Origin of the sequence: Petrotoga sp. SL27 (assembly GCF_002924605.1) — a bacterium.
Lineage (GTDB): Bacteria > Thermotogota > Thermotogae > Petrotogales > Petrotogaceae > Petrotoga > Petrotoga sibirica.
On the sequence record NZ_JAIP01000027.1, the window covers coordinates 42,389 to 62,762 of the forward strand.

Annotated in this window: 19 protein-coding genes and 1 tRNA gene; 19 read left to right on the forward strand and 1 reads right to left on the reverse strand. The window is 34.1% G+C overall.

Annotated features, from left to right (window positions below; genetic code table 11):
- The first annotated feature begins 21 nt into the window (after positions 1 to 21).
- The 13 genes from AD60_RS09540 (at position 22) to gcvPB (ending at position 12,835) form a co-directional block, all read left to right on the forward strand.
- Positions 22 to 1,377 (forward strand): MBL fold metallo-hydrolase, encoded by a 1,356-nt coding sequence (locus AD60_RS09540; RefSeq protein WP_158248427.1) that lies wholly within the window; start codon positions 22 to 24, stop codon positions 1,375 to 1,377.
- A 122-nt stretch (positions 1,378 to 1,499) separates the two neighbouring features.
- A tRNA-Ala gene (locus tag AD60_RS09545) sits at positions 1,500 to 1,575 on the forward strand.
- 308 nt (positions 1,576 to 1,883) lie between these two features.
- The gene (guaB, locus tag AD60_RS09550; RefSeq protein ID WP_103927639.1) at positions 1,884 to 3,335 is read left to right on the forward strand and encodes an IMP dehydrogenase; all 1,452 of its coding nucleotides are present in this window, start codon (positions 1,884 to 1,886) and stop codon (positions 3,333 to 3,335) included.
- A 273-nt stretch (positions 3,336 to 3,608) separates the two neighbouring features.
- A complete protein-coding gene (gene rlmN, locus AD60_RS09555; RefSeq protein ID WP_103927640.1) occupies positions 3,609 to 4,652 on the forward strand; it encodes a 23S rRNA (adenine(2503)-C(2))-methyltransferase RlmN in 1,044 nt (347 codons plus the stop codon).
- Positions 4,653 to 4,657: 5 nt separating this feature from the next.
- A complete protein-coding gene (locus tag AD60_RS09560; protein ID WP_146048844.1) occupies positions 4,658 to 5,161 on the forward strand; it encodes a PASTA domain-containing protein in 504 nt (167 codons plus the stop codon).
- The gene (rsgA, locus tag AD60_RS09565) at positions 5,158 to 6,054 is read left to right on the forward strand and encodes a ribosome small subunit-dependent GTPase A (RefSeq protein ID WP_103927642.1); all 897 of its coding nucleotides are present in this window, start codon (positions 5,158 to 5,160) and stop codon (positions 6,052 to 6,054) included. Before AD60_RS09560 ends, rsgA begins: the two co-directional genes overlap by 4 nt.
- 11 nt (positions 6,055 to 6,065) lie before the next feature.
- On the forward strand, positions 6,066 to 6,725 hold the full coding sequence (gene rpe, locus AD60_RS09570; RefSeq protein WP_103927643.1) for a ribulose-phosphate 3-epimerase: 660 nt from the start codon (positions 6,066 to 6,068) through the stop codon (positions 6,723 to 6,725).
- Complete coding sequence (rdgB, locus tag AD60_RS09575; protein ID WP_103927644.1) at positions 6,718 to 7,341, forward strand: RdgB/HAM1 family non-canonical purine NTP pyrophosphatase; 624 nt, start codon at positions 6,718 to 6,720, stop codon at positions 7,339 to 7,341. The genes rpe and rdgB overlap by 8 nt, the downstream gene beginning before the upstream one ends.
- A 113-nt stretch (positions 7,342 to 7,454) precedes the next feature.
- Positions 7,455 to 7,727 (forward strand): HU family DNA-binding protein, encoded by a 273-nt coding sequence (locus tag AD60_RS09580; protein ID WP_103927645.1) that lies wholly within the window; start codon positions 7,455 to 7,457, stop codon positions 7,725 to 7,727.
- A gap of 69 nt (positions 7,728 to 7,796) precedes the next feature.
- Positions 7,797 to 8,468 (forward strand): metallophosphoesterase family protein, encoded by a 672-nt coding sequence (locus AD60_RS09585; RefSeq protein WP_103927646.1) that lies wholly within the window; start codon positions 7,797 to 7,799, stop codon positions 8,466 to 8,468.
- Between the two features lie 136 nt (positions 8,469 to 8,604).
- Positions 8,605 to 9,930: a glycine cleavage system aminomethyltransferase GcvT gene (gene gcvT / locus AD60_RS09590; RefSeq protein WP_103927647.1), complete on the forward strand. Its 1,326-nt coding sequence runs from the start codon at positions 8,605 to 8,607 to the stop codon at positions 9,928 to 9,930.
- A gap of 125 nt (positions 9,931 to 10,055) precedes the next feature.
- Positions 10,056 to 11,402: an aminomethyl-transferring glycine dehydrogenase subunit GcvPA gene (gcvPA, locus tag AD60_RS09595; protein WP_103927648.1), complete on the forward strand. Its 1,347-nt coding sequence runs from the start codon at positions 10,056 to 10,058 to the stop codon at positions 11,400 to 11,402.
- On the forward strand, positions 11,399 to 12,835 hold the full coding sequence (gene gcvPB / locus AD60_RS09600; RefSeq protein WP_103927649.1) for an aminomethyl-transferring glycine dehydrogenase subunit GcvPB: 1,437 nt from the start codon (positions 11,399 to 11,401) through the stop codon (positions 12,833 to 12,835). The genes gcvPA and gcvPB overlap by 4 nt, the downstream gene beginning before the upstream one ends.
- A gap of 71 nt (positions 12,836 to 12,906) precedes the next feature.
- Here the strand turns inward: gcvPB and AD60_RS09605 are convergent, their stop codons facing one another.
- Positions 12,907 to 13,380, reverse strand: coding sequence for a Fur family transcriptional regulator (locus tag AD60_RS09605; protein ID WP_103877479.1), 474 nt, complete (start codon positions 13,378 to 13,380; stop codon positions 12,907 to 12,909).
- Between the two features lie 221 nt (positions 13,381 to 13,601).
- Here AD60_RS09605 and pfkA point away from each other — a divergent pair, with 221 nt between their 5' ends.
- From pfkA to AD60_RS09635, 6 genes are all read left to right on the forward strand, one after another.
- Positions 13,602 to 14,561 carry a 6-phosphofructokinase gene (pfkA, locus tag AD60_RS09610; protein ID WP_370445639.1) on the forward strand — a complete coding sequence of 320 codons (960 nt, stop codon included), beginning with the start codon at positions 13,602 to 13,604 and terminating at the stop codon, positions 14,559 to 14,561.
- Between the two features lie 108 nt (positions 14,562 to 14,669).
- Positions 14,670 to 16,106 (forward strand): pyruvate kinase, encoded by a 1,437-nt coding sequence (gene pyk / locus AD60_RS09615; RefSeq protein ID WP_103877525.1) that lies wholly within the window; start codon positions 14,670 to 14,672, stop codon positions 16,104 to 16,106.
- 44 nt (positions 16,107 to 16,150) lie between these two features.
- The gene (hslU, locus tag AD60_RS09620) at positions 16,151 to 17,560 is read left to right on the forward strand and encodes an ATP-dependent protease ATPase subunit HslU (protein ID WP_103927651.1); all 1,410 of its coding nucleotides are present in this window, start codon (positions 16,151 to 16,153) and stop codon (positions 17,558 to 17,560) included.
- Positions 17,561 to 17,620: 60 nt separating this feature from the next.
- Entirely contained in the window at positions 17,621 to 18,055 is a 435-nt protein-coding gene (locus AD60_RS09625) for an NAD(P)-binding protein (protein ID WP_103877482.1), read from the forward strand.
- On the forward strand, positions 18,048 to 18,722 hold the full coding sequence (locus AD60_RS09630) for a TrkA family potassium uptake protein (protein ID WP_103877483.1): 675 nt from the start codon (positions 18,048 to 18,050) through the stop codon (positions 18,720 to 18,722). Before AD60_RS09625 ends, AD60_RS09630 begins: the two co-directional genes overlap by 8 nt.
- 10 nt (positions 18,723 to 18,732) lie before the next feature.
- Positions 18,733 to 20,277, forward strand: a complete 1,545-nt coding sequence (locus tag AD60_RS09635; protein WP_103927652.1) for a TrkH family potassium uptake protein — start codon at positions 18,733 to 18,735, stop codon at positions 20,275 to 20,277.
- Positions 20,278 to 20,374: the final 97 nt, after the last annotated feature.

Consider the following 20,374-nt stretch of genomic DNA (forward strand, 5'->3'; position numbering starts at 1 on the left):
CAAAGTAGTGAGGAGATGCTTATGAAGAAGGTTCTATTGATATTTTGTATATTACTTCTTCCTTTTTCCCTTTCTCTATCTTTTAATTTTCCAAGCTTTATCTGGAATTACGTTAGCAGTCATCAAACAGATGAACAAATTTATTGGAAAGTCAACTATACCCAAAAATTAATAAAGCTTATTGAAGATTATTTGCCATTTTTAGAAAAATCAGGCATATCTCTTCCTATAACTTCAAATGTTGAAGTTCATTTTATTGATGTTGGCCAAGGTGATTCAGTTTATATAAAATTACCAAATAATGTTGATATTTTAATTGACGGTGGTAATAATTGGTATGGTGACGATGTAGTTACTTACCTCAAATCCCAAGATGTTGATGATATAGAGTATTTGATAGCTACTCATCCTGATGCAGACCATATAGGTGGGTTAGATGATGTTTTAAAAGCTTTTGAAGTTGAAAATGTGTATGCCCCGGATGTTTCCCACACCACGAAAACCTATAATGATTTTGTTTTAGAAGTGAGAAACGAGGGAACCTACATTAAAACAACTAAGGCTGGAATGACTTTAATTAATTCCGCATTAGCGGCTGTGATAGGTTGTCCTTCATTCAGTATTGTATATTTTCTTGGACCGGTGAAAAATTATGGAACAGATCTTAATTCTTGGAGTGCTGTTATGAAGTTAGATTTTGGAAATTCTTCTTATCTTTTTACTGGAGATGCCGATAGAATTTCTGAAAAAGATATGATAGATAACGGTATGTTTTTAAAAGCAGATGTTCTTAAGGTCGGCCATCATGGATCCTATTCATCAACTTCTAAAGAGTTTTTAAAGGAAGTTAGTCCAAAATATGCGGTTATCTCTGTTGGTAAAAATAATAATTACGGTCACCCAGCACAGGAAATATTAGAAGGATTAGAAATGTATAAGGTAGATCTTTTTCGTACAGATTTGCAGGGACATATTATAGCTATTAGTGATGGGAATAAAATAAATTTTAACGTTGAACCAATTAACACGGTTAATCTTATGGAAGATGCTCAAGAATCAGCACCACAAAAAACTTCTATATTGATTACGAACTTAGATGTTTCTGATGAAAAGGTTACTATCTGCAACAATACTGATGAAGACGTAGATTTAACAGGATGGGTTTTGGTTAGCGAAGTTGGAAACCAAAAGTTTAATTTTCCAGATGGTTATGTACTTAGAGTTGGAGAATGTGTGAATATCTTGTCAGGCCGTAATGCAATAGATGAACCTCCAGTCAATTTAAAATGGACAGGCGTTTATATCTGGAATAACGATAGCGATATTGCAGTCCTATACGATGCTGAGGGAACATTAATAAGTAGGCTTGAATTCTAATGTTTTATAGGCTAAAATAATAAAAATAATTGTAAATTGTGATTTTGTGTTAAAAAAAATGCTTGAAAAAAGAGATCAGTTGTGTTATAATTCTTATGCTTAAATGAAGTTTCTATATTTACGGGGTCGTGGCGCAGCTGGGAGCGCGCTACCATGGCACGGTAGAGGTCGTGGGTTCAAGTCCCATCGACTCCACCAATATGAGGGAAGTATTCCCTCATTTTTTATATACCAAAACTTTTCATCTTATGGGCGGAGCGGTGCGAAATAGCTAAAGCCCTTTTTCCTTATGGGTGGGCAGCGGGGCGAAGGGGCGCTAAATCAGAATTTGAAAGTTTTTTACGACAGTAATAATATTTTGATTTTAAAGGGGTTACAGGGTGAAGCCCTCCCGCTGCTAGGTTTTAGGGACCGCAGGTCCTTTCCTTAGAAGGGTGGGTTGCGGGGTGAAGGGCGCTAAAACAGATTTTTAAAGATAATATTCACCAGGGTAAGGAGGCAGAGAAATGGAAGAGTATCTCACTTTTGATGATGTGTTGTTACTACCACAGTATAGTGAAGTTGTACCGAGTAGGGTTGATACAACATCTCGTTTAGTAAAAAATATCCATTTAAAAATCCCCTTTCTTTCTGCAGCTATGGATACTGTGAGTGAATCTCAAATGGCAAAAGCCATGGCAAGAGAAGGTGCCGTTGGGGTTGTTCATAAGAATATGTCGATTGAACAGCAAGCCTACGAGGTTTCAAAGGTAAAAAAGACAGAGAACGGGATTATATACGATCCCATTACAATTACTCCCGATACAACCGTTAAAGAAGCTGAAAAGATCATGAGAGAGTACAGAATTGGCGGATTGCCAGTTGTGGATAATGATAAAGTTCTTTTAGGAATATTGACCAATAGAGATATTAGGTTTGAACAAAATATGGGAAAAAAAGCCAAAGAATTGATGACTCCCTACAAAAATTTAGTTGTTGCTGGTTCACATATATCTTTGGAAGAGGCGAAAGAGATACTTCATCAGAATAAGATAGAGAAATTGCCTATTGTAGATGATAAAAGACATATAAAGGGTTTGATAACAATAAAAGATATTACTTCCGTAATTGAAAACCCAAATGCAACAAGAGATGATAAAGGAAGATTAGTCGTTGGGGCTGCTGTTGGTGTTTCAGATGGTTTACAAAGAACGCAAGAATTAGTTGATGCAGGGGTTGATTTTGTTGTTTTAGATTCCGCACATGGACATACAAAAAATATTATTGAAATTTTAAAAAAGATAAAAGAGAGATTTCCAGGACTCCCTGTAATTGCTGGAAATATAGCTACTGCTGAAGCTGCCAAGATGTTAATAGAAAGTGGAGCCGATGCAGTAAAAGTTGGAATTGGACCAGGTTCTATATGTACTACGAGAGTTATTTCTGGGGTTGGGGTACCACAATTAACTGCAATTATGAAGGTTTCAGAAGAAGCGAATAAATACAATATCCCTGTTATAGCTGACGGCGGAATAAGATATTCTGGTGATATCGTTAAGGCTTTAGCAGCGGGGGCTTCCACTGTGATGATGGGAAGTATTTTTGCAGGTACTGAAGAAGCACCTGGCGAAACGGTAATCTATCAAGGCAGGAAGTTTAAAACATACAGGGGGATGGGTTCGATAGCAGCAATGGAAAAAGGGAGCAAAGATAGATATTTTCAAGAAGAGACACCAAATGAGAAGCTTGTGCCAGAAGGTGTTGAAGCTATGGTAGCATACAAAGGTGAGGTAAAAGATGTTATAATACAATTAGTTGGAGGAGTCAAAGCTGGAATGGGATATGTTGGTGCAAGAGATATCAAGGAATTACAGCAAAAGGCTAAATTTATAAAAATTACAACAGCAAGTATAACAGAAAGTCATCCACATGATGTAAAGATTACACGTGAAGCTCCAAATTATTTCTTTTCATCTTAGTTATTGATATTTATTGTGGGGAAAAGCTAATATTTTCCTTCCTTAAATGGGCGGAGCGGGAATGAAAGATAAAAGCTCCTTTTCCTTACGAACGGGGTGTTGGGCGAAGGGATAAGAATTTTTTAATCCTCATGGGTGGGTAGCGGGGCAAAGGTTCGCTAAAAGTAAGATTTAGAAGATATTCTTATAATAAACGCTTTAAAACTAAGCTGCTGGTTTTAAAAGAGTCACAGGGCAGATTAATAGTATATATTTTAATGGAGAGGAAGTTATATGCAAACAAAAAACATTTTAGATTTTCAATATTCGGATTTACAAAGTTATTTGCTTAATGAATTAGGACTTGAAAAGTTCAGAACTGATCAAATTTGTGATTGGATTTACAAGAAAAGAGTTTTTGATTTTGAGTTAATGACTAATTTGTCTAAAGACGATAGAAAAAAGCTCAGCGATAACTTTAAGATATCAATGCCTAATATTATTAAAAAACAGGTTTCAAAGATAGATGGAACGACTAAGTATCTTTTTGAGTTAGAGGATAAGAACACCGTTGAAGCGGTAATTATATACTATCCTTCAAGAACGATAGCTTGTATTTCAACACAAGTTGGTTGCCCACTGAAATGTTCTTTTTGCTCTACTGGACAAAGCGGTTACGTTAGAAATTTAACAACTGGTGAGATCGTTGGTCAACTGTTAGCTATGGAAAAAGATAAAGAGATGGATGTAAAAAACGTTGTATACATGGGAATGGGTGAACCATTATTAAATATTAACAACGTGGTTCAAAGTATAGAGATCTTAAACCATCCAAAGATGAAAAAATTAGGGGCAAGACATATAACCATTTCAACCGCGGGAATTCCTCATAAAATTGAAGAATTAGGAGATTTGAACAAAGAGTTTCGTCTTTCTGTTTCACTTCACGCACCAACGAATCTTCAAAGAGACCAAATAATGCCAATAAATCATAAATATCCAGTAGAGCAGGTCATTCAGTCATGCCGAATTTATCAGAAAAAAACAAAAAAGAGAGTTACTTTTGAGTATATTTTGATAAAAGGATTTAATGATTCAAAAGAAGACGCCTTGAAATTAGTTGAACTATTTGGTGATTTGAAAGTGATGGTTAATTTAATTCCTGTCAATACGAATCCCGCAGGGTTTGAAAAACCATCGAAAAGATTTATACAAGCTTTTTTGGATACTCTCGTAAAGAATGGAATTGATGCTGTTGTGCGAGCTGAGAAAGGCAGTGATATATCAGCTGCATGTGGTCAATTAAGAACTAGAGAGTTAAAAGAAGTTAATAGGTGAAAATAATGATTAAAGTAAGAAAGCTAATAAAAAATTTGATATTTTTTATTTTAGGGATAGTTGCCTCTGGAATATCTGCCTTTTTTTTTATGACAGTTTTTGCCAATAGTTCGAATACGGTTGAGATTCCATATTTGATCGGAGAAGATAAAAAGGTAGCAATTTCTTCTTTAGAGGAATTAAATCTAATTCCAAACGTCGTAGGTAATGGAGAAAAAGTTTTGTATACCGATCCTGAACCTGGTACCAAGGTAAAAGAGGGGCATCACGTGATAGTCCAACTCAGAGAGATGAATACTCTGAAGATTCCTGATCTGATCGGAATACCTTCCGGAGTAGCAAAACAGTTTCTAAGTGAGTACAACATAGCTTTTGAAATAAGAAATCAATTAACTTATAAACCTGAGGAAAATGATGTGGTACTGAACATGTCTCCAACACCAGGAAATAATTATAGTGGAGAAAGGGTGATTCTCTATGTTGGTGAATATGAAGGGAGTAATCAATGAGTTGGAGAAAGGGTATAGTTGTTAGATTTCATTCAGATAAGGTAACCGTTCAAGATTTGGAAAGTAATCAAAAAGTTAACTGCTTCCTCCCCGGTAGATTTAAATTACAGAAGATTCGCCCCATTGTTGGTGATTATGTTGAATATTCTAAAGAACAAAGTTATGGAAGAATCGAAAACATTTTAGAGAGAAAAAATGAATTGTACAGGCCCCGGGTAGCAAATTTAGATCAACTTGTTTTAGTTATCTCAATTAAAGAGCCTCAAGTAGATTTAATAGTAGTCGATAAAATTATAGTTCTCGCTGAAAAAGAAAAGTTGGATATAGTTATAGTGTTAAACAAAACGGATTTACTTTTAAGTGATGAAGAAAAAAAAGAAATGGAAAGATTTATAGAAATATATGGTAAAATTTATCCTGTGATTCCTACATCGAAAATAATGAAAAATAATTTAGATATATTAAAATCATATTTAAAAAACAAAGTATCGACCTTTGCAGGTCCTTCTGGAGTAGGAAAGTCTAGTTTATTGAACGTTTTAGACCCAAAATTGAAACTTCGAGAAGGAGAAATTTCCAAAAAACTAGGTAGAGGTAAACACACTACAACCTATGCTGAACTGCTTTATTTTGATTTTGGAGGGTATATAGTCGATACACCGGGTTTTTCAAGTTTGGAGTTGAGGGGAATAAAAAAAGACGAACTAAGGTATTATTTCAAAGAATTTTTAGAATTCAACGGTTTTTGCCAGTTTTCTAACTGCTCCCATACGGTTGAACCTGGGTGTGAAATTAAAGAGGCTGTAGAAAGAGAACAAATTTCATTTAGTAGATATACCAATTATTGTCAAATATACAAAGAAATAGAAGACAGTTCACTAAAATTACAATAGAGGTGTTTAGTTTGATCAAAATTTATCCTTCCATATTAGCAGCAGATTTTTTGAATTTAGCTCAAGAGATAGAAAAAGTTTCTAAAGACGCTGATGGGATACATCTTGATATTATGGATGGAGTGTTTGTTCCAAACATTACTTTTGGTTTTCCGATCATAGAATCGATTAGAAAAAAAATTAAAGATATATATTTAGATGCTCATTTGATGATTGTTGAACCTGATAAATATTTAGAAAAATTTTCTCAGTATGTGAATAGCATAACGGTACATTATGAAACGGTGGTACATCTACATAGGACCATATTAAAGATCAAAGAGTTGGGATGTGACGCAGGTGTTACTTTAAATCCGCATACTCCGGTGTCACTTTTAGAAGAAATTCTTCCGTATGTGGATAAGGTGTTGATTATGTCTGTTAATCCAGGGTTTACTGGTCAACATTTTATAGAAAGTACTTACGAAAAAGTAAGAAAATTGAGAAAAATTTCAGATGAAAAAGGTTTGAATGTTGAAATAATGGTAGACGGCGGAGTGAATAAACAGAACATTGGATTACTTCATCAAAGTGGTGTTAACACTTTTATTATTGGTGCCAGTGTGTTTTATTCTGAAAATCCTTCACAAGAGATAATTGAACTAAAAAAGGCGGCTGAAGATTTTGATTGAGGTGTATTTGGCTACATCAAACAGAAACAAGGTTAGGGAAATCAATGAAATTCTTGAAAATATCAATATAAATGGAAGTATTACTGTAAAATATATATTTGATGAAATCAAAGAAGATAATTTTGAAGTAGAAGAATATGGTGAAACTTATGTAGAAAATTCTGTTATTAAAGCTTGGGCTTATTCAAAATTAATAAAAAAACCAGTTTTTTCAGATGATTCAGGTTTGTCTATAATCTCACTTGGAGGATTTCCGGGCGTAAACTCTGCAAGGTTCATGGAAAATTATTCCTATGAGCAGAAAATGAAGAAATTGCTATCAATGTTGGAAAATAAAAAAGACAGGACCGCTTATTTTGCTTGCGCAGCGACGTATTTTAATCCAGAAAAAAATATTTTGGTGAGTTGTCAAGAGGAAGTTTATGGTAAAATAGCATTTGAGATAAGAGGGAAGAATGGCTTTGGTTACGACCCCATTTTTATTCCTGAGGGATACGATAATACTTTTGGAGAATTAGGTAAAGACGTAAAAAATAGGATAAGTCACAGGGCAAAAGCTATAAAAAGCTTGCTTCTTATGTTAGAAAGTGCTAAAATATTAGAGAAATACGAATGATTTTTCATAATATTGATTTATTATAGATATTTTTTAGGTTTTATGGTATAATTGCGTTGAAGTTCTATAGAATGAGGATTTAAACATCTTTATCTGTGAAAGGGGGAATGTTTGTGAATAAGAAAGATTTAGTTGATGCTTTCTCAAAGAAAGCTAACGTAACAAAGAAAGACGCTGAAAGTTTTGTTGATACTTTTGTTGATGTAGTGTCTGAGGCTTTAAGTAAGGGAGAAGAGGTTAAACTAGTTGGTTTTGGAACTTTTAAAGTTCAGAAAAGAGCAGCAAGAAAAGGGGTCAATCCACAAACTGGAAAGGCCATAAAAATTCCAGAAAAGATGGTTCCAAAATTTGTTCCTGGTAAAGAATTGAAAGATATGGTGAAGTAAATTCCAAAAAACGGGCAGGTTTCCTGCCCGTTTTTTTGATAGAGATATGATTATATTGGAGGGTTACCATTGATTTGGGCAATTTCGGATATCCATGGTATGTACGATACTTTAATTTCACTTTTGAAACAAACACAGATAAAAGATTCTGACACAGTAATTTTTCTTGGTGATTATGTGGATAGAGGGCCCTATTCAAAAAAAGTATTGGATCTTTTGATAGCTTTAAGCAAACAGAAAAATCGGATCTTTCTAAAAGGGAACCATGACGATATGATGGTAGACTATTACCAAAAAACTCATGAGTATGGTGATGGTGTATGGTTTTACAATGGAGCATTATCGACAATTAGAAGTTTCGATAATAATATCGGTGAGGAATATATAACCTTTTTAAAAGACTTACCTCTATATTATGAAATGGAAGTAGGAAACGAGAAATATTTGTTCGTTCATGCGGGAGTAAATCCAAACAAACCATTTTCCAAACAAGATAAATGGGATTTGCTATGGATAAGGGATGAATTTTTAGATGTGTCAGAAAGGTATTATAATTATACCGTCATTCATGGTCACACTCCAACATTGCATTTGACAGGTGAAGATAAAATCTTTGTGAAAAGAGATGAGAGTAAGAAAATAATAAGTATTGATATTGACACTGGATGTGTGTACGGTGGAAAATTAACAGCCTTTGGAATCACTGAGGATAATAGGTACGTAGTTTTACAGTCTGTTTGAAAAATTGATTTAAACTTCTTTATCCGCCTTTAATTGTCTTTAATCCTTTCTAATTGAAAATATTTCTGTTTTCTAACTTTTTCAAAGAATGATATAATTAAAGTTGAATAATATCTTTTGGTTGAGGAGTGGGTCGATGATGAAAAAAATAAAAGATTATTGTAATTATTCTCAGAGCCAGATGTTGAAACAAATTTTGGAGAATAATGGTATACAAGTATTTTTAAAATCTCCCATTGGAATAGGAGGAGAGTACTTCGGTGAGGGGGTAATTTATGATTTGTACGTCGAAGATAAAGATTTTGATACAGCTAAAGAGATAATTAGAGAGTTTGAGAAAGGAGGAATTACTTTGTCAGAGCTTAAAAAGACTCCGCTTTATCAAAGACATTATGAACTTGGAGCTAAGATTGGAGAATTTGCCGGATGGGAGCTTCCATTATGGTATTCTTCTATAATTGAAGAGCACAACGCCGTTAGAAATTGTGTTGGAGTGTTCGATGTATCTCATATGGGGGAGTTGTTTGTGGTAGGGGAAGATGCTCAGAAATTTGTTAATTACTTGATTACAAATAATGTTGAAAAAATAACCAACGGCAAAATAGTTTACTCACCCATTTGTAATAAAAATGGCGGCATTTTGGATGATCTTCTTGCTTATAAGTTTAACGAAGAAAAGATCATGTTGGTAGTCAATGCATCTAATACTCAAAAAGATTTTGAATGGGTAAAAAGTCAATCGTCTTCTTTTAATGTTGAGGTTATTAACAAGAGTGACGAGTATTGCCAAATAGCTTTTCAGGGTCCAAAATCTCAGGATCAACTGCAAAAATATCTTAAAGATATTGATCTGGATAGTATAGAATATTATTCTTTTGAAGTTATTCGACTAGAAGGTGAGGAAGTAATATTATCAAGGACAGGATACACCGGTGAAGATGGTTTTGAGTTGTACCTACCTCCAAAGATCGCTGTAAAAGTTTGGGACCAACTTATACAACTCGCTAGTGAGGTTGATGGCAAGCCATGTGGTTTAGCAAGCAGGGATACTTTAAGGTTCGAGCCTAAAATGCTTTTGTATGGTAACGATATGGATGAAAATACAACTCCCTTGGAAGCAGGATTAAAATGGACTGTAGATTTTGATAAAGAATTTATCGGTAAGGAAGTTTTGCTGAAACAAAAGGAAGAAGGAATCAAAAGAAAATTAGTGGGTATGGAAATACATGATAAAATGCCTGTAAGACATGGCTATGAAATTTACAAGGGCAACGAAAAGATAGGGCTTGTAACAAGTGGTGTAAAGTCTCCAACTCTGGGGAAGAATTTAGCCTTAGGTTATGTGAGTAAAGAATTTTCAAAATTAGGAACCATTGTGAGTATAAAGGCAAGGAACAAGTTATTAGAAGCTGAGATTGTGAAAACTCCGTTTTATAAAGGGAGTGTAAAAAGCCTAAAATAAAAACAAACAGTTGGGCTAGACTGTGGGTCAACTGTGAGGTGCGGAGCGGTGTGAAGGGGCACTATATCAACTTTTAGCTTTCCTAAAGATAGAGATATTATAATAAAAAGAGGTGAGATGTTATAATGAACGATTTTCCTTATTTACCACACACCCAAAAAGACATTGAAGAAATGCTTTCTTTTTTGGGAATAAAAGATATCGACGAACTTTATCAAGATGTTCCAGCACTATTCAAAGGTGAGTTGAATATTCCATCCGGTTTGAGTGAAATAGAAGTTAAAGAGAAGTTAACCGATTTGTCTCGGTTAAATAAAAATATAGAAGAATACGGGATTTTTAGAGGTGCTGGCGTTTACAATCATTATATTCCGTCTGTTATATACCCTTTAGCTTCAAACAGAAATTTTTTAACCGCTTATACGCCTTACCAAGCTGAGGTCTCTCAAGGTACCCTTCAAATACTCTATGAATATCAAACTCAGATCTGCAATCTTACCGGGATGGAAGTTTCTAATTCTTCTATGTATGATGGTGCTTCTGCTTTAGCAGAGGCTATTTTAATGGCAAAAAGAATTAATGGCAAAAATCATGTTTTGATGTCTAAATTGGTTCATCCCGAGTATCAGGAAGTATCAAAAACCTATACTGAAGTACAGGGAATTAATATAGAACAAATTAATTATGTATCTGAAACAGGTCAATTAGATCTAGACGATTTAACTTCTAAGATTACCCAAGAAACATCTTGTGTTGTGGTTTCATATCCAAATTTTTTTGGTGTAATAGAAGATTTAAAAACGATAAGAGAGAAGGTTCCTAATGAGGTTGTTTTCATTGTTGTTACCTATCCAATCTCTTTAGGATTGTTAGAAGCCCCTGGAAAATTTGGAGCCGATATAGTAGTAGGAGAAGGTCAATCTTTAGGAAACACACCTTCTTTTGGAGGACCAGGTTTAGGTATCTTCGCTTCTAAGAAAAAGTATATACGAAAAATGCCTGGCAGAATTATTGGAGAAACCGTTGATCAAGATGGTAAAAGAGGTTTTTGCATGGTTTTACAAACAAGAGAACAGCATATACGAAGGGAGAAATCTACTTCTAATATATGTTCAAATCACGCATTTAATGCCTTTCTGGCTTCTTTGTACATGAACGTGATGGGAAAGCAAGGAATAAAAGAAGTTTCCCTGCAGAATTATCATAAAGCCCATTATCTAGCAAAAAAATTGTTAGAGACTGAAAAATTCAAACCTGTATTTGACGGGCCATTTTTTAACGAGTTTGTATTAGAAAGCAAAATTGATCCTGAACTTCTCAACGAAAAACTGTTGGAACAACATTATTTTGGACCTTTGATACTGAAGAATTTTTATAAAGAAATGGAGAATAACGTACTATTTTGTGCAACAGAACTGACTAAAAAAAGAGATATTGACTTTTTATGTTCTTTCTTGGAGGGATTATCATGAAATTGATATTTGAAAAATCAGTTAGTGGAAGAAAGTCATATTCACTTCCAAAATTGGATGTTGAAGAGTCTCAAATAGATATTCTACAACATTTGATTAGAAAAGAGGATCCGGATCTGCCAGAACTTTACGAAGTTGATATTGTTAGACATTATAATCAATTAACCAGTTTAAACCATTCGGTTGATAGAGGTTTTTATCCTTTGGGGTCTTGTACAATGAAATACAATCCTTTTTTGAATGAAGAGGTTGCTTCTTTGAGTGGATTCAAATTTGTTCATCCCTATCAAGAGGAAAGTACTATACAAGGTGTCTTGGAATTGATGTATGAATTACAAGAATTTCTCAAAGAAATAACAGGGATGGATAATGTTACCCTGCAGCCTGCCGCTGGAGCACATGGAGAACTTACGGGAATGCTCATTATCAGAAAATATTTGCAAGAAAACAATTTAGGCCATAAAAATGAGGTTATTATCCCGGATTCTGCCCACGGCACTAATCCAGCATCTGCGGTAATGGCAGGGTTTGAAGTAGTTAAAGTTAATTCAAATAACGAAGGAAGAGTCGATTTAGATCATTTGAAGTCTTTAGTAAATGAAAATACCGCTGCAATTATGCTTACAAATCCAAATACTTTGGGATTGTTTGAAAAAGATATTCCGAAGATATCCGATTTGATGCACAAAAACAACGCCTTGTTGTACTACGATGGAGCAAATTTAAATGCGATAATGGGTAAAGTGAGACCTGGAGATAATGGATTCGATGTTGTTCATTTAAACCTTCACAAGACATTTTCCTCTCCTCATGGAATGGGAGGACCAGGAAGTGGACCAATAGCGGTTAAGTCTTTTTTAAAAGAGTATTTACCTAAACCTGTCGTGGGTATGAAAGAAAGTGGTGAATATTATTTTGATTATGATATCCCTAAAAGCATTGGTAAAGTACGAAGCTTTTACGGTAATTTTTTGGTATTAGTAAAAGCATACACTTACATCTTATCAATGGGAAAAGAAGGCTTGAAGAAAGTTAGCGAACTTGCCACTTTAAATGCGAATTATTTGAAGGAAAAATTATCTAAATTTTTAGACGTTGCTTACCCAGATGTCTGTAAACATGAATTTGTAATCAAGGGGAGTTCATTGAAAGATTATGGGGTGAGTACATTGGATTTTGCAAAAAGGCTCTTAGATTATGATATTCATCCTCCAACGGTCTATTTTCCTTTAATTGTGGATGAAGCTATGATGATTGAACCCACTGAAACTGAAAGCAAAGAAACATTGAATGAAGTTGCTACTATATACGAGAAAATAGTAGAAGAAGCAAAGGAAGAACCACAAAATTTAAAAAATGCGCCTATGACTTTATCTATCAAAAGATTGGACGAAGTAAAAGCAAATAAGGATCTCAAAGTGAAATTTGATTAATTTTTGGTAAGTTTGACGTTATATCTAAAAGTTTTTATTATATTAGAAAACAGTGAGGTAGATACACCGATTTATTCCTCACTGTTTTCTTCTTTTAAACACTTTCCACAGATTCCATAAAAATTGATTTCAAAGGAGTTGATTTTATTGTTTTTTAATTCTTCTTCAGTAAAAGTTTTAAAGTTAAATAATTTACGTTCATCTAAGAAATTTAGCTTATTTAACTCGATATCTTGAACTTCCCCACAATTTTCGCAGATAAAGTGTGCATGAGGGGTAATATTAGAGTCGTAATGGATTTTATTATCAATTAAGATTTCTTTTACTAATTCAGCGTTTTCAAATAATTTTAAAATATTATACACGGACGTGAAAGAAATCCGATTTTCATTATTTCTTACCAACTTTTGATGTAATTCATCAATTGATGGATGTTCGTCACAGTTAAAAAGCTCAAAAGCAACTTTAAATCTATTTGGGGTAACTTTGATCTTTTTATTTTTTAGTATTTTGATTATACTATTTTTATCATACTTAATTTCCATCTTTACCACCTTAATTTGAATGACTTAATTAATTATAACACAAAATTTTGAAGAGTTATTTGAATTATAGTGAAATTAACAATAGTGTCAAAAAACAAGTGATATAATAAAAAGGTAGTTTAAACGGTGGGATGCAGAACAAAGTGATGCTAAAGCAAGTTTAAGAATTTCTACAGGAAGTATAAATAATGAAAGTTTTTAGGAGGGATATAGTGAGTGATATAAAAAGAATTGGGTTAATAACCAGTGGTGGAGATGCTCCTGGAATGAACGCCGTTATAAGGGCAGTTACTAGAAGTGCAGTTGTGGAAAATATTGAAGTCTATGGATTTTTGAGAGGATTTGCCGGTATATTGGATAAAGATTATAAAAAATTCACATATTCAGATGTTGGTGGCATAATGGAAAGAGGGGGAACCATTTTAAGAACCTCAAGGGTACCAGAATTTAAAGTTCCCGAAGTCCGAAAAAAAGCTGCTGACATATTGAAAGATTTAGGGATTGATGTTTTGGTTATAATCGGTGGAAACGGAAGCCTTACCGGCGGGAAATTGCTAGCGGAAGAACAAGGAATACCAGTGATAGGCGTACCAGCTTCTATAGATAACGATATAGCCTATACAGATATGAGTATAGGTGTTGATACCTGTCTTAACACAGTCGTTGAAGCCATGCAGAAGTTAAAAGACACCGCTTCTTCACATGAAAGGGCATTTATTGTTGAAGTTATGGGAAGAACATCTGGATACGTTGCTTTGATGTCTGGTCTCGCAATAGGTGCTGAAGCTATAATAATACCAGAAGTTCCGACTGATTACGATGTTTTAGCTGAAAAAATGTGGGATGAAAGAAAAAGAGGTAAGATCAATTCAATAATCGTTGTTGCTGAAGGATCTGCCAGTGCTTATACAGTAGCTAGACATTTAGAGAATAGGATTGGTTTTGAAACGCGTATAACAATTTTAGGCCATATTCAAAGAGGAGGTTCTCCAACTGCATTCGATAGGATTTTGGCCTCAAGAATGGGAAATGAAGTAGTAAAAGCAATTAAAGATGAGGATTTTGACGTTATGATAGGATTGAGTAAAAACGGTTTGATTAGAACGCCTCTTGAAAAAGTTCTTTCTGAGAGTAACAAATTGGATATGGAGATTGTGAAGTTGGCGGGGATTTTATCATAGAGCGTTCAAAGGGTAAACCCCTTGAAAATCCCCAAGGCATGGAATATAAAAAAAGATGTAATTTGGGAAGAAACACCCAAAAGTTCCGTATTTTTTAGGAGGATGGTTATGAACGAAAAAGCGGAAAATAAAAAGACGAGAATCGTTTGCACAATTGGTCCTGCTACCCAAGATGAAGTAATGATAAAAAAATTGATAAACGCAGGAATGAATGTAGCAAGATTGAATACTTCTCATGATACTATTGCTGATCATGAGAAAAGGGTAAATCTGATTAAAAAAATACGAAAAGATATGAATATACCTTTTGCCATTTTACTTGATTTAGAAGGTCCAAAGATTCGAACAGGTCGATTTGATACGGATCAAGTAGCTCTGGAAGAAGGCCAAAAATTTATCTTGACAACCGAAGAGATTGTTGGAAATAAAGAAAAGGTAAGTATAAATTATAAAGATTTGCCTAAAGAAGTTAAAAAAGGAGATTTTATCCTTCTTGATGATGGAAAAATTCGGCTGGAAGTTGTCAGCAGTAATGAAAAGGAAATTGTAACAAAAGTTATAACTGGTGGTAGTATTACTCATAGAAGAGGGATAAACGTTCCTGGTATAGATATTAGCCTACCACCATTAACAGAAAAGGATATTGAGTATCTGAACAAGGCTGTGGAATGGAACGTAGATTATATCGCTCAGTCTTTCGTTAGAAAAGCTGAAGATATCACCCGAACGAGGAGGATTTTAACTGAATTGGGTATGCCCGATCTCCCTATAATCGCTAAAATAGAAACATTGCAAGCTTTAGACAACCTGGAATCGATCATAGAAGAAGCGGATGGGGTGATGGTTGCAAGAGGAGATTTGGGTGTTGAAGCACCTGTTGAACAAATACCTTTGCTTCAAAAGAGGATAATAGAGATTGCAAATACGATGGCTAAGCCTGCGATAACTGCAACTCAAATGCTTGAAAGTATGGTTAATAATCCATTTCCTACAAGAGCAGAGGCAACTGATATAGCTAATGCTATATTAGATGGGACAGATGCAGTTATGTTGTCTGAAGAAACATCGATTGGGAAATACCCTGAACAAGCTGTCAAAGTTATGTCCAATGTGGCAAAGGAAACTGAGAAAATATTAGAAGAGTACTATTATAAATTCGATTATTCAACATATGGTGGAGGAGATCCTGCTACCAATTCAATAACGATGTCTGCAATAAAAATTGCCGAACAACTAGGCATCGACGTTGTTGTTGCAACAACATATAGTGGTTACACGGCAAGAGTGCTGTCTAGGTTCAGGAGAAATATGAAAATAGTTGCAGCATCCCCAAGAATATCTACTTATCATCGATTGGCGTTAGTTTGGGGAGTGACTCCTGTTATTATGCAAAGGTTTACCGACACAGATAATATGTTGGAAAGTGTGAGCAATATTGTGAAATCTTTAAATTTTGCCCTACCAGGAGAAAATATCATTGTAACTGCAGGAATCCCTTATGGTTTCTCCAGTAAAACTAATCTTTTAAAGGTTCATGAGGTATGATATGATTTTTTTAGTAGTAAATAATAATTTTTGAGGTGATTTTTATGAATAAAATAGACGAATTAACTCCAAAGAAAATTGTAGAAAAATTAGATAATTATATAATCGGTCAAAAGGAAGCAAAGAAACAGGTTGCTATCGCTTTGAGAAACAGGATTAGACGTTTGGCTCTTCAAGAGGATGTTAGAAGAGATGTTATACCTAAAAATATTCTGATGATAGGGTCTACAGGTGTTGGAAAAACAGAGATTGCAAGAAGATTAGCAGAAGTTGCTAACGCACCATTTGTGAAGGTGGAAGCTACAAGGTTTACCGAGGTTGGATATGTTGGGAAAAATGTAGAGAGTATGGTTAGAGAATTGGTTGATTCTTCAGTTAACATGGTAAAAAAGGAAATGATGGAAGAAGTTAAAGGTAAAGCTCAAAGACTCGTAGAAGAAAGGATAGTAGAGGCACTTGTGCCTTCAAAGAAAAAATCAAAGGCTCAACCCTCATTTATGGACGTTATGCAACTTTTCAATCAAAGCGCTGAATATTCCCAAAATAAGGGATATGATGAAAAAGAAGACGAAAATATTCAAAGAAGAAAAGAAGAATTGTTAGAAAAATTAAGAAATGGTGAATTAGAAGATTTAGAAATAGAAATAGAGGTCGAAGAACAATCTACACCTATGTTTGCTGGATTGGGACCTGAACTAGAAGACATGGGTATACAGTTTGGTGAGATGTTTCAAAATATTATGCCCAAGAAGAAAAAAAGACGGCGAATGAAGATTTCTGAAGCAAGGAAGGTTTTGGAACCTATTGAATCCGAAAAGTTGATAGATCAAGATAAATTAATTCAAGAAGGAATAAGTAGAGCAGAAAATAGTGGCATAATTTTCATTGATGAAATTGATAAAGTTACCTCCAAAGGAGTCTCTTCCGGACCCGATGTATCTAGAGAAGGTGTTCAGAGAGATTTGTTACCAATAGTAGAAGGAACAACTGTACTAACAAAGTATGGTTCAATTAGTACTGATTATATATTGTTTATCGCTGCTGGTGCATTTAGTGAGGCTAAGCCTTCGGATCTAATTCCTGAGCTACAAGGTAGATTTCCAATTAGAGCAGAATTATCTGATTTGACTAGAGAAGACTTCATTAGAATACTTACCCAGCCCAAAAATGCAATACTAAAACAATATCAGTACTTACTCGAAACTGATGGGGTGAGAATTGAGTTCACTGAAGATGGCGTTGAAAGAATGGCAGATATTGCCTTTGAGCTCAACGAAAAGGTTGAAAATATTGGAGCAAGAAGACTTTACACTGTAGTCGAAAAAGTTCTTGAAGAGGTTTCTTTTGAAGCACCCGCATCAGGAGAATGGGAATTGAAAATAGATAGCAGTTATGTAGACCTAAGGCTTGGTAAAGTATATGGTGATGAAGACCTTAGAGAATATATCCTTTGATGAATGGTAGTGAGCTAATAAATTGTATATTTCAATAATATTTTTCGGAAGTGAGGACATATGCGATTAAATGGTTCCAAACTAATAATCATAATAGGTTGTGGAAGGTTGGGTTCTGAACTAGCTTTACAATTAAGTAAGTCTTACAATGTAGTAGTTCTTGATAAAGAAGAATCATCTTTTGAAAGATTATCCAAAAGGAATTTTACAGGTTTCACAAGGGTTATTGATACAAGCGATATGGCTGCATTAAAAGATGTAAATATTGAAAAAGCTCACATGGTTTATATTGTAACGCCGGATGACAATTTAAATTTTATGTTAGCCTATGGGATTAAAAAGTTGAATTCGGGAGTAAGAATAGCCGCAAGGGTGAATGATCCTTTGAAGAAATCAATTTTTATAAAAGCAGGATTGAATTTATTTTGCCCCATTGAAGATTCGGTAATTGATTTGGTTAAGGAATTGGAAGGGGAAGTAGTTAAATATGAGTAGAATTTTTTATATTATAGAGGGAAAAATATTAGCTTATTCTTTAGCTAAAAAATTACTCTTGTTAGGTAATCAAGTTTACTACGTCAGTAAAAATAATGAAAATTTGGAGATTTTAGATGGATTAAAGGTAAATTTTCCCGCTCTTGAGCTTGTAAAGCAGGATCCCACGGATATCAATTGGATAGAAAATTTGGATCTGAATAAAAAAGTGGAAGCCTTGATAATCATCTCTGAGGACGATGCGTTGAATTTTGTTGTATCTTGGTTGCTAAGACAGTATTATGAAGATATAAAGATAATATCTTTAGTCAATGCAGCAGAAAACGAAACTATTTTTAAAGGTATCGATGTTGAAACACTGGTTCCCATTTCTTGGATGCAAAAAATAATTGAATCTTCTTTGATTCATGAAGATATTACGGATTTTTTCAATCCCTATGTGGAAAAGTTATCTATTTTGGAACTTACAATACTTGAAAAAGATAAAGCTGTAAATAAAAAACTTAAGGAATTAAAGATTCCTCAGAATTCAATAATCGGAGTATTAATAAGAGAAGACGGAAATATAATGGTTCCTCAAGGTGAAACAACCATTTATGAGGGAGATAGGTTGATCGTTTTGGCACTAAAAGAACAAGTGGATGAAGTAAAAGAAACGTTAAAATAGAGGTGATCTAGTGCCTACTTACAAATATTTTCTAAAATTAAGGTATAAAACTATCTTTAGAGATACTGGAAATATTATAATCGGTCTATCTGTTTTAATAATTATTGTAGGTTCTACAGCTTTTATTTATGATTCTTTTAAAGATTTTCTACCATTTTTGATTACGGGCATAGTATCCATTCTTAGTGGAGGAATACTAAGGTTTATTGGAAGAGGAGAAAAAAGAAATGAATTAAACACACAAGATGCGGTTGTCACTGTTTTTTTTGTTTGGACAATAGCCATTTTTCTTTCTTCCTTTCCTTTTATTTTTTCCGGAGAATTGAATTTTTCACAAGCTGTTTTTGAATCGACAAGTGGATGGACAACGACAGGGCTTTCAATGTTTTCTGATGTGGAAAAGTTGCCACGATCAATCTTAATATGGAGATCGGTCATGCAATTCGTCGGTGGGGCTGGTTTCGCTATAATCACTGTAATTGTTGTCGGTACCATGGGTGTTGGTATATACCAGGCCGAGGGAAGAAGTGACAACTTAGTCCCAAATTTGAGGGAATCATCAAAGATAATTCTTCGAATCTATTTAAGTTGGGCGCTTATAGGTGTTTTACTTTTGGTGTTAGTGGGAAAACTCTCTTTTTTTGATGCTTTTAATCATACATTAACTGGATTGGCCACAGGAGGATTTTCCACAAAAAATTCAAGTATTGCTTCTTTTGGTAGTCTGAGGGTAGAAATAATTATTATGCTGCTAATGATTATGGGTGGGACTGGGTTTGGAGTCCATTATGCTGGATTATTGATGATTAGGAATTTTATTAGAAATCGCAAAGACTACCGATCTAAAAAAATTTCGTTACTTGAGTTAAGAGAAAAAATCAAATCTGAGCCTTTTTTAAAAAACCCTGAAATTAAGACCATGTTTATAATTTTAGTTATTTCCTTTTTGTTACTTTTTTCTTTTACCACTGTTGAAATATACGGCCTTGGAGATGGTTTAGTGCATTCTGCATTTCAGAGTATTTCAGCTCTAACAGGAACCGGCTTTTCAACAGCATCTTTTTCACATTGGAATTATTTTGGATTGTTAATTGTGACAATATTGATGATCTTAGGTGGTATGATGGATTCCACATCTGGTGGTTTAAAATTATTTAGGGTTTATATCGCTTTAAAATTGATCATTAACCAGATCAAAGAATTTTTTAAACCCTCTGGGACCACCTTTTATATAGAAGTATACAAAGGCGTATCAAAAAAGAAAATAGATTTAAATTCAATAAAAAATGTATTAGTAGTCTTTACAATGTATTTTATTACCTATTTCATTGGTGTTTTTATCTTGTTAGCTTATGGTTATCCACTTCATAATGCATTGTTTGAGTATGCTTCTACGTTATCTGCTGTTGGACTTTCTACAGGTATTACATCGAGTCAAGCACCCTTAGGAGTGATTTGGACTCAAACATTAGGAATGTATTTGGGGCGTTTGGAATTTTTCGTCATTATAAATGCAATTATAAAATTGTTTAAAGATTTGAGAGATATTATTTAAAAAACATTCTTTAATACTTGAACGATCGTTTGTTTTTCATATTAAAAAAACAAATTTAGGAAAGTAAACAAATACCCGCCATCTATAATTAGGCGGG

Coding starts and splice junctions, on each gene's coding strand:
- AD60_RS09560 (WP_146048844.1), top strand. CDS start 4,658: ATGATTAAAGTAAGAAAGCTAATAAAAAATTTGATATTTTTTATTTTA.
- rlmN (WP_103927640.1), top strand. CDS start 3,609: ATGCAAACAAAAAACATTTTAGATTTTCAATATTCGGATTTACAAAGT.
- gcvT (WP_103927647.1), top strand. CDS start 8,605: ATGATGAAAAAAATAAAAGATTATTGTAATTATTCTCAGAGCCAGATG.
- AD60_RS09625 (WP_103877482.1), top strand. CDS start 17,621: ATGCGATTAAATGGTTCCAAACTAATAATCATAATAGGTTGTGGAAGG.
- AD60_RS09630 (WP_103877483.1), top strand. CDS start 18,048: ATGAGTAGAATTTTTTATATTATAGAGGGAAAAATATTAGCTTATTCT.
- gcvPB (WP_103927649.1), top strand. CDS start 11,399: ATGAAATTGATATTTGAAAAATCAGTTAGTGGAAGAAAGTCATATTCA.
- hslU (WP_103927651.1), top strand. CDS start 16,151: ATGAATAAAATAGACGAATTAACTCCAAAGAAAATTGTAGAAAAATTA.
- pyk (WP_103877525.1), top strand. CDS start 14,670: ATGAACGAAAAAGCGGAAAATAAAAAGACGAGAATCGTTTGCACAATT.
- rsgA (WP_103927642.1), top strand. CDS start 5,158: ATGAGTTGGAGAAAGGGTATAGTTGTTAGATTTCATTCAGATAAGGTA.
- guaB (WP_103927639.1), top strand. CDS start 1,884: ATGGAAGAGTATCTCACTTTTGATGATGTGTTGTTACTACCACAGTAT.
- gcvPA (WP_103927648.1), top strand. CDS start 10,056: ATGAACGATTTTCCTTATTTACCACACACCCAAAAAGACATTGAAGAA.
- AD60_RS09605 (WP_103877479.1), bottom strand. CDS start 13,380: ATGGAAATTAAGTATGATAAAAATAGTATAATCAAAATACTAAAAAAT.
- AD60_RS09540 (WP_158248427.1), top strand. CDS start 22: ATGAAGAAGGTTCTATTGATATTTTGTATATTACTTCTTCCTTTTTCC.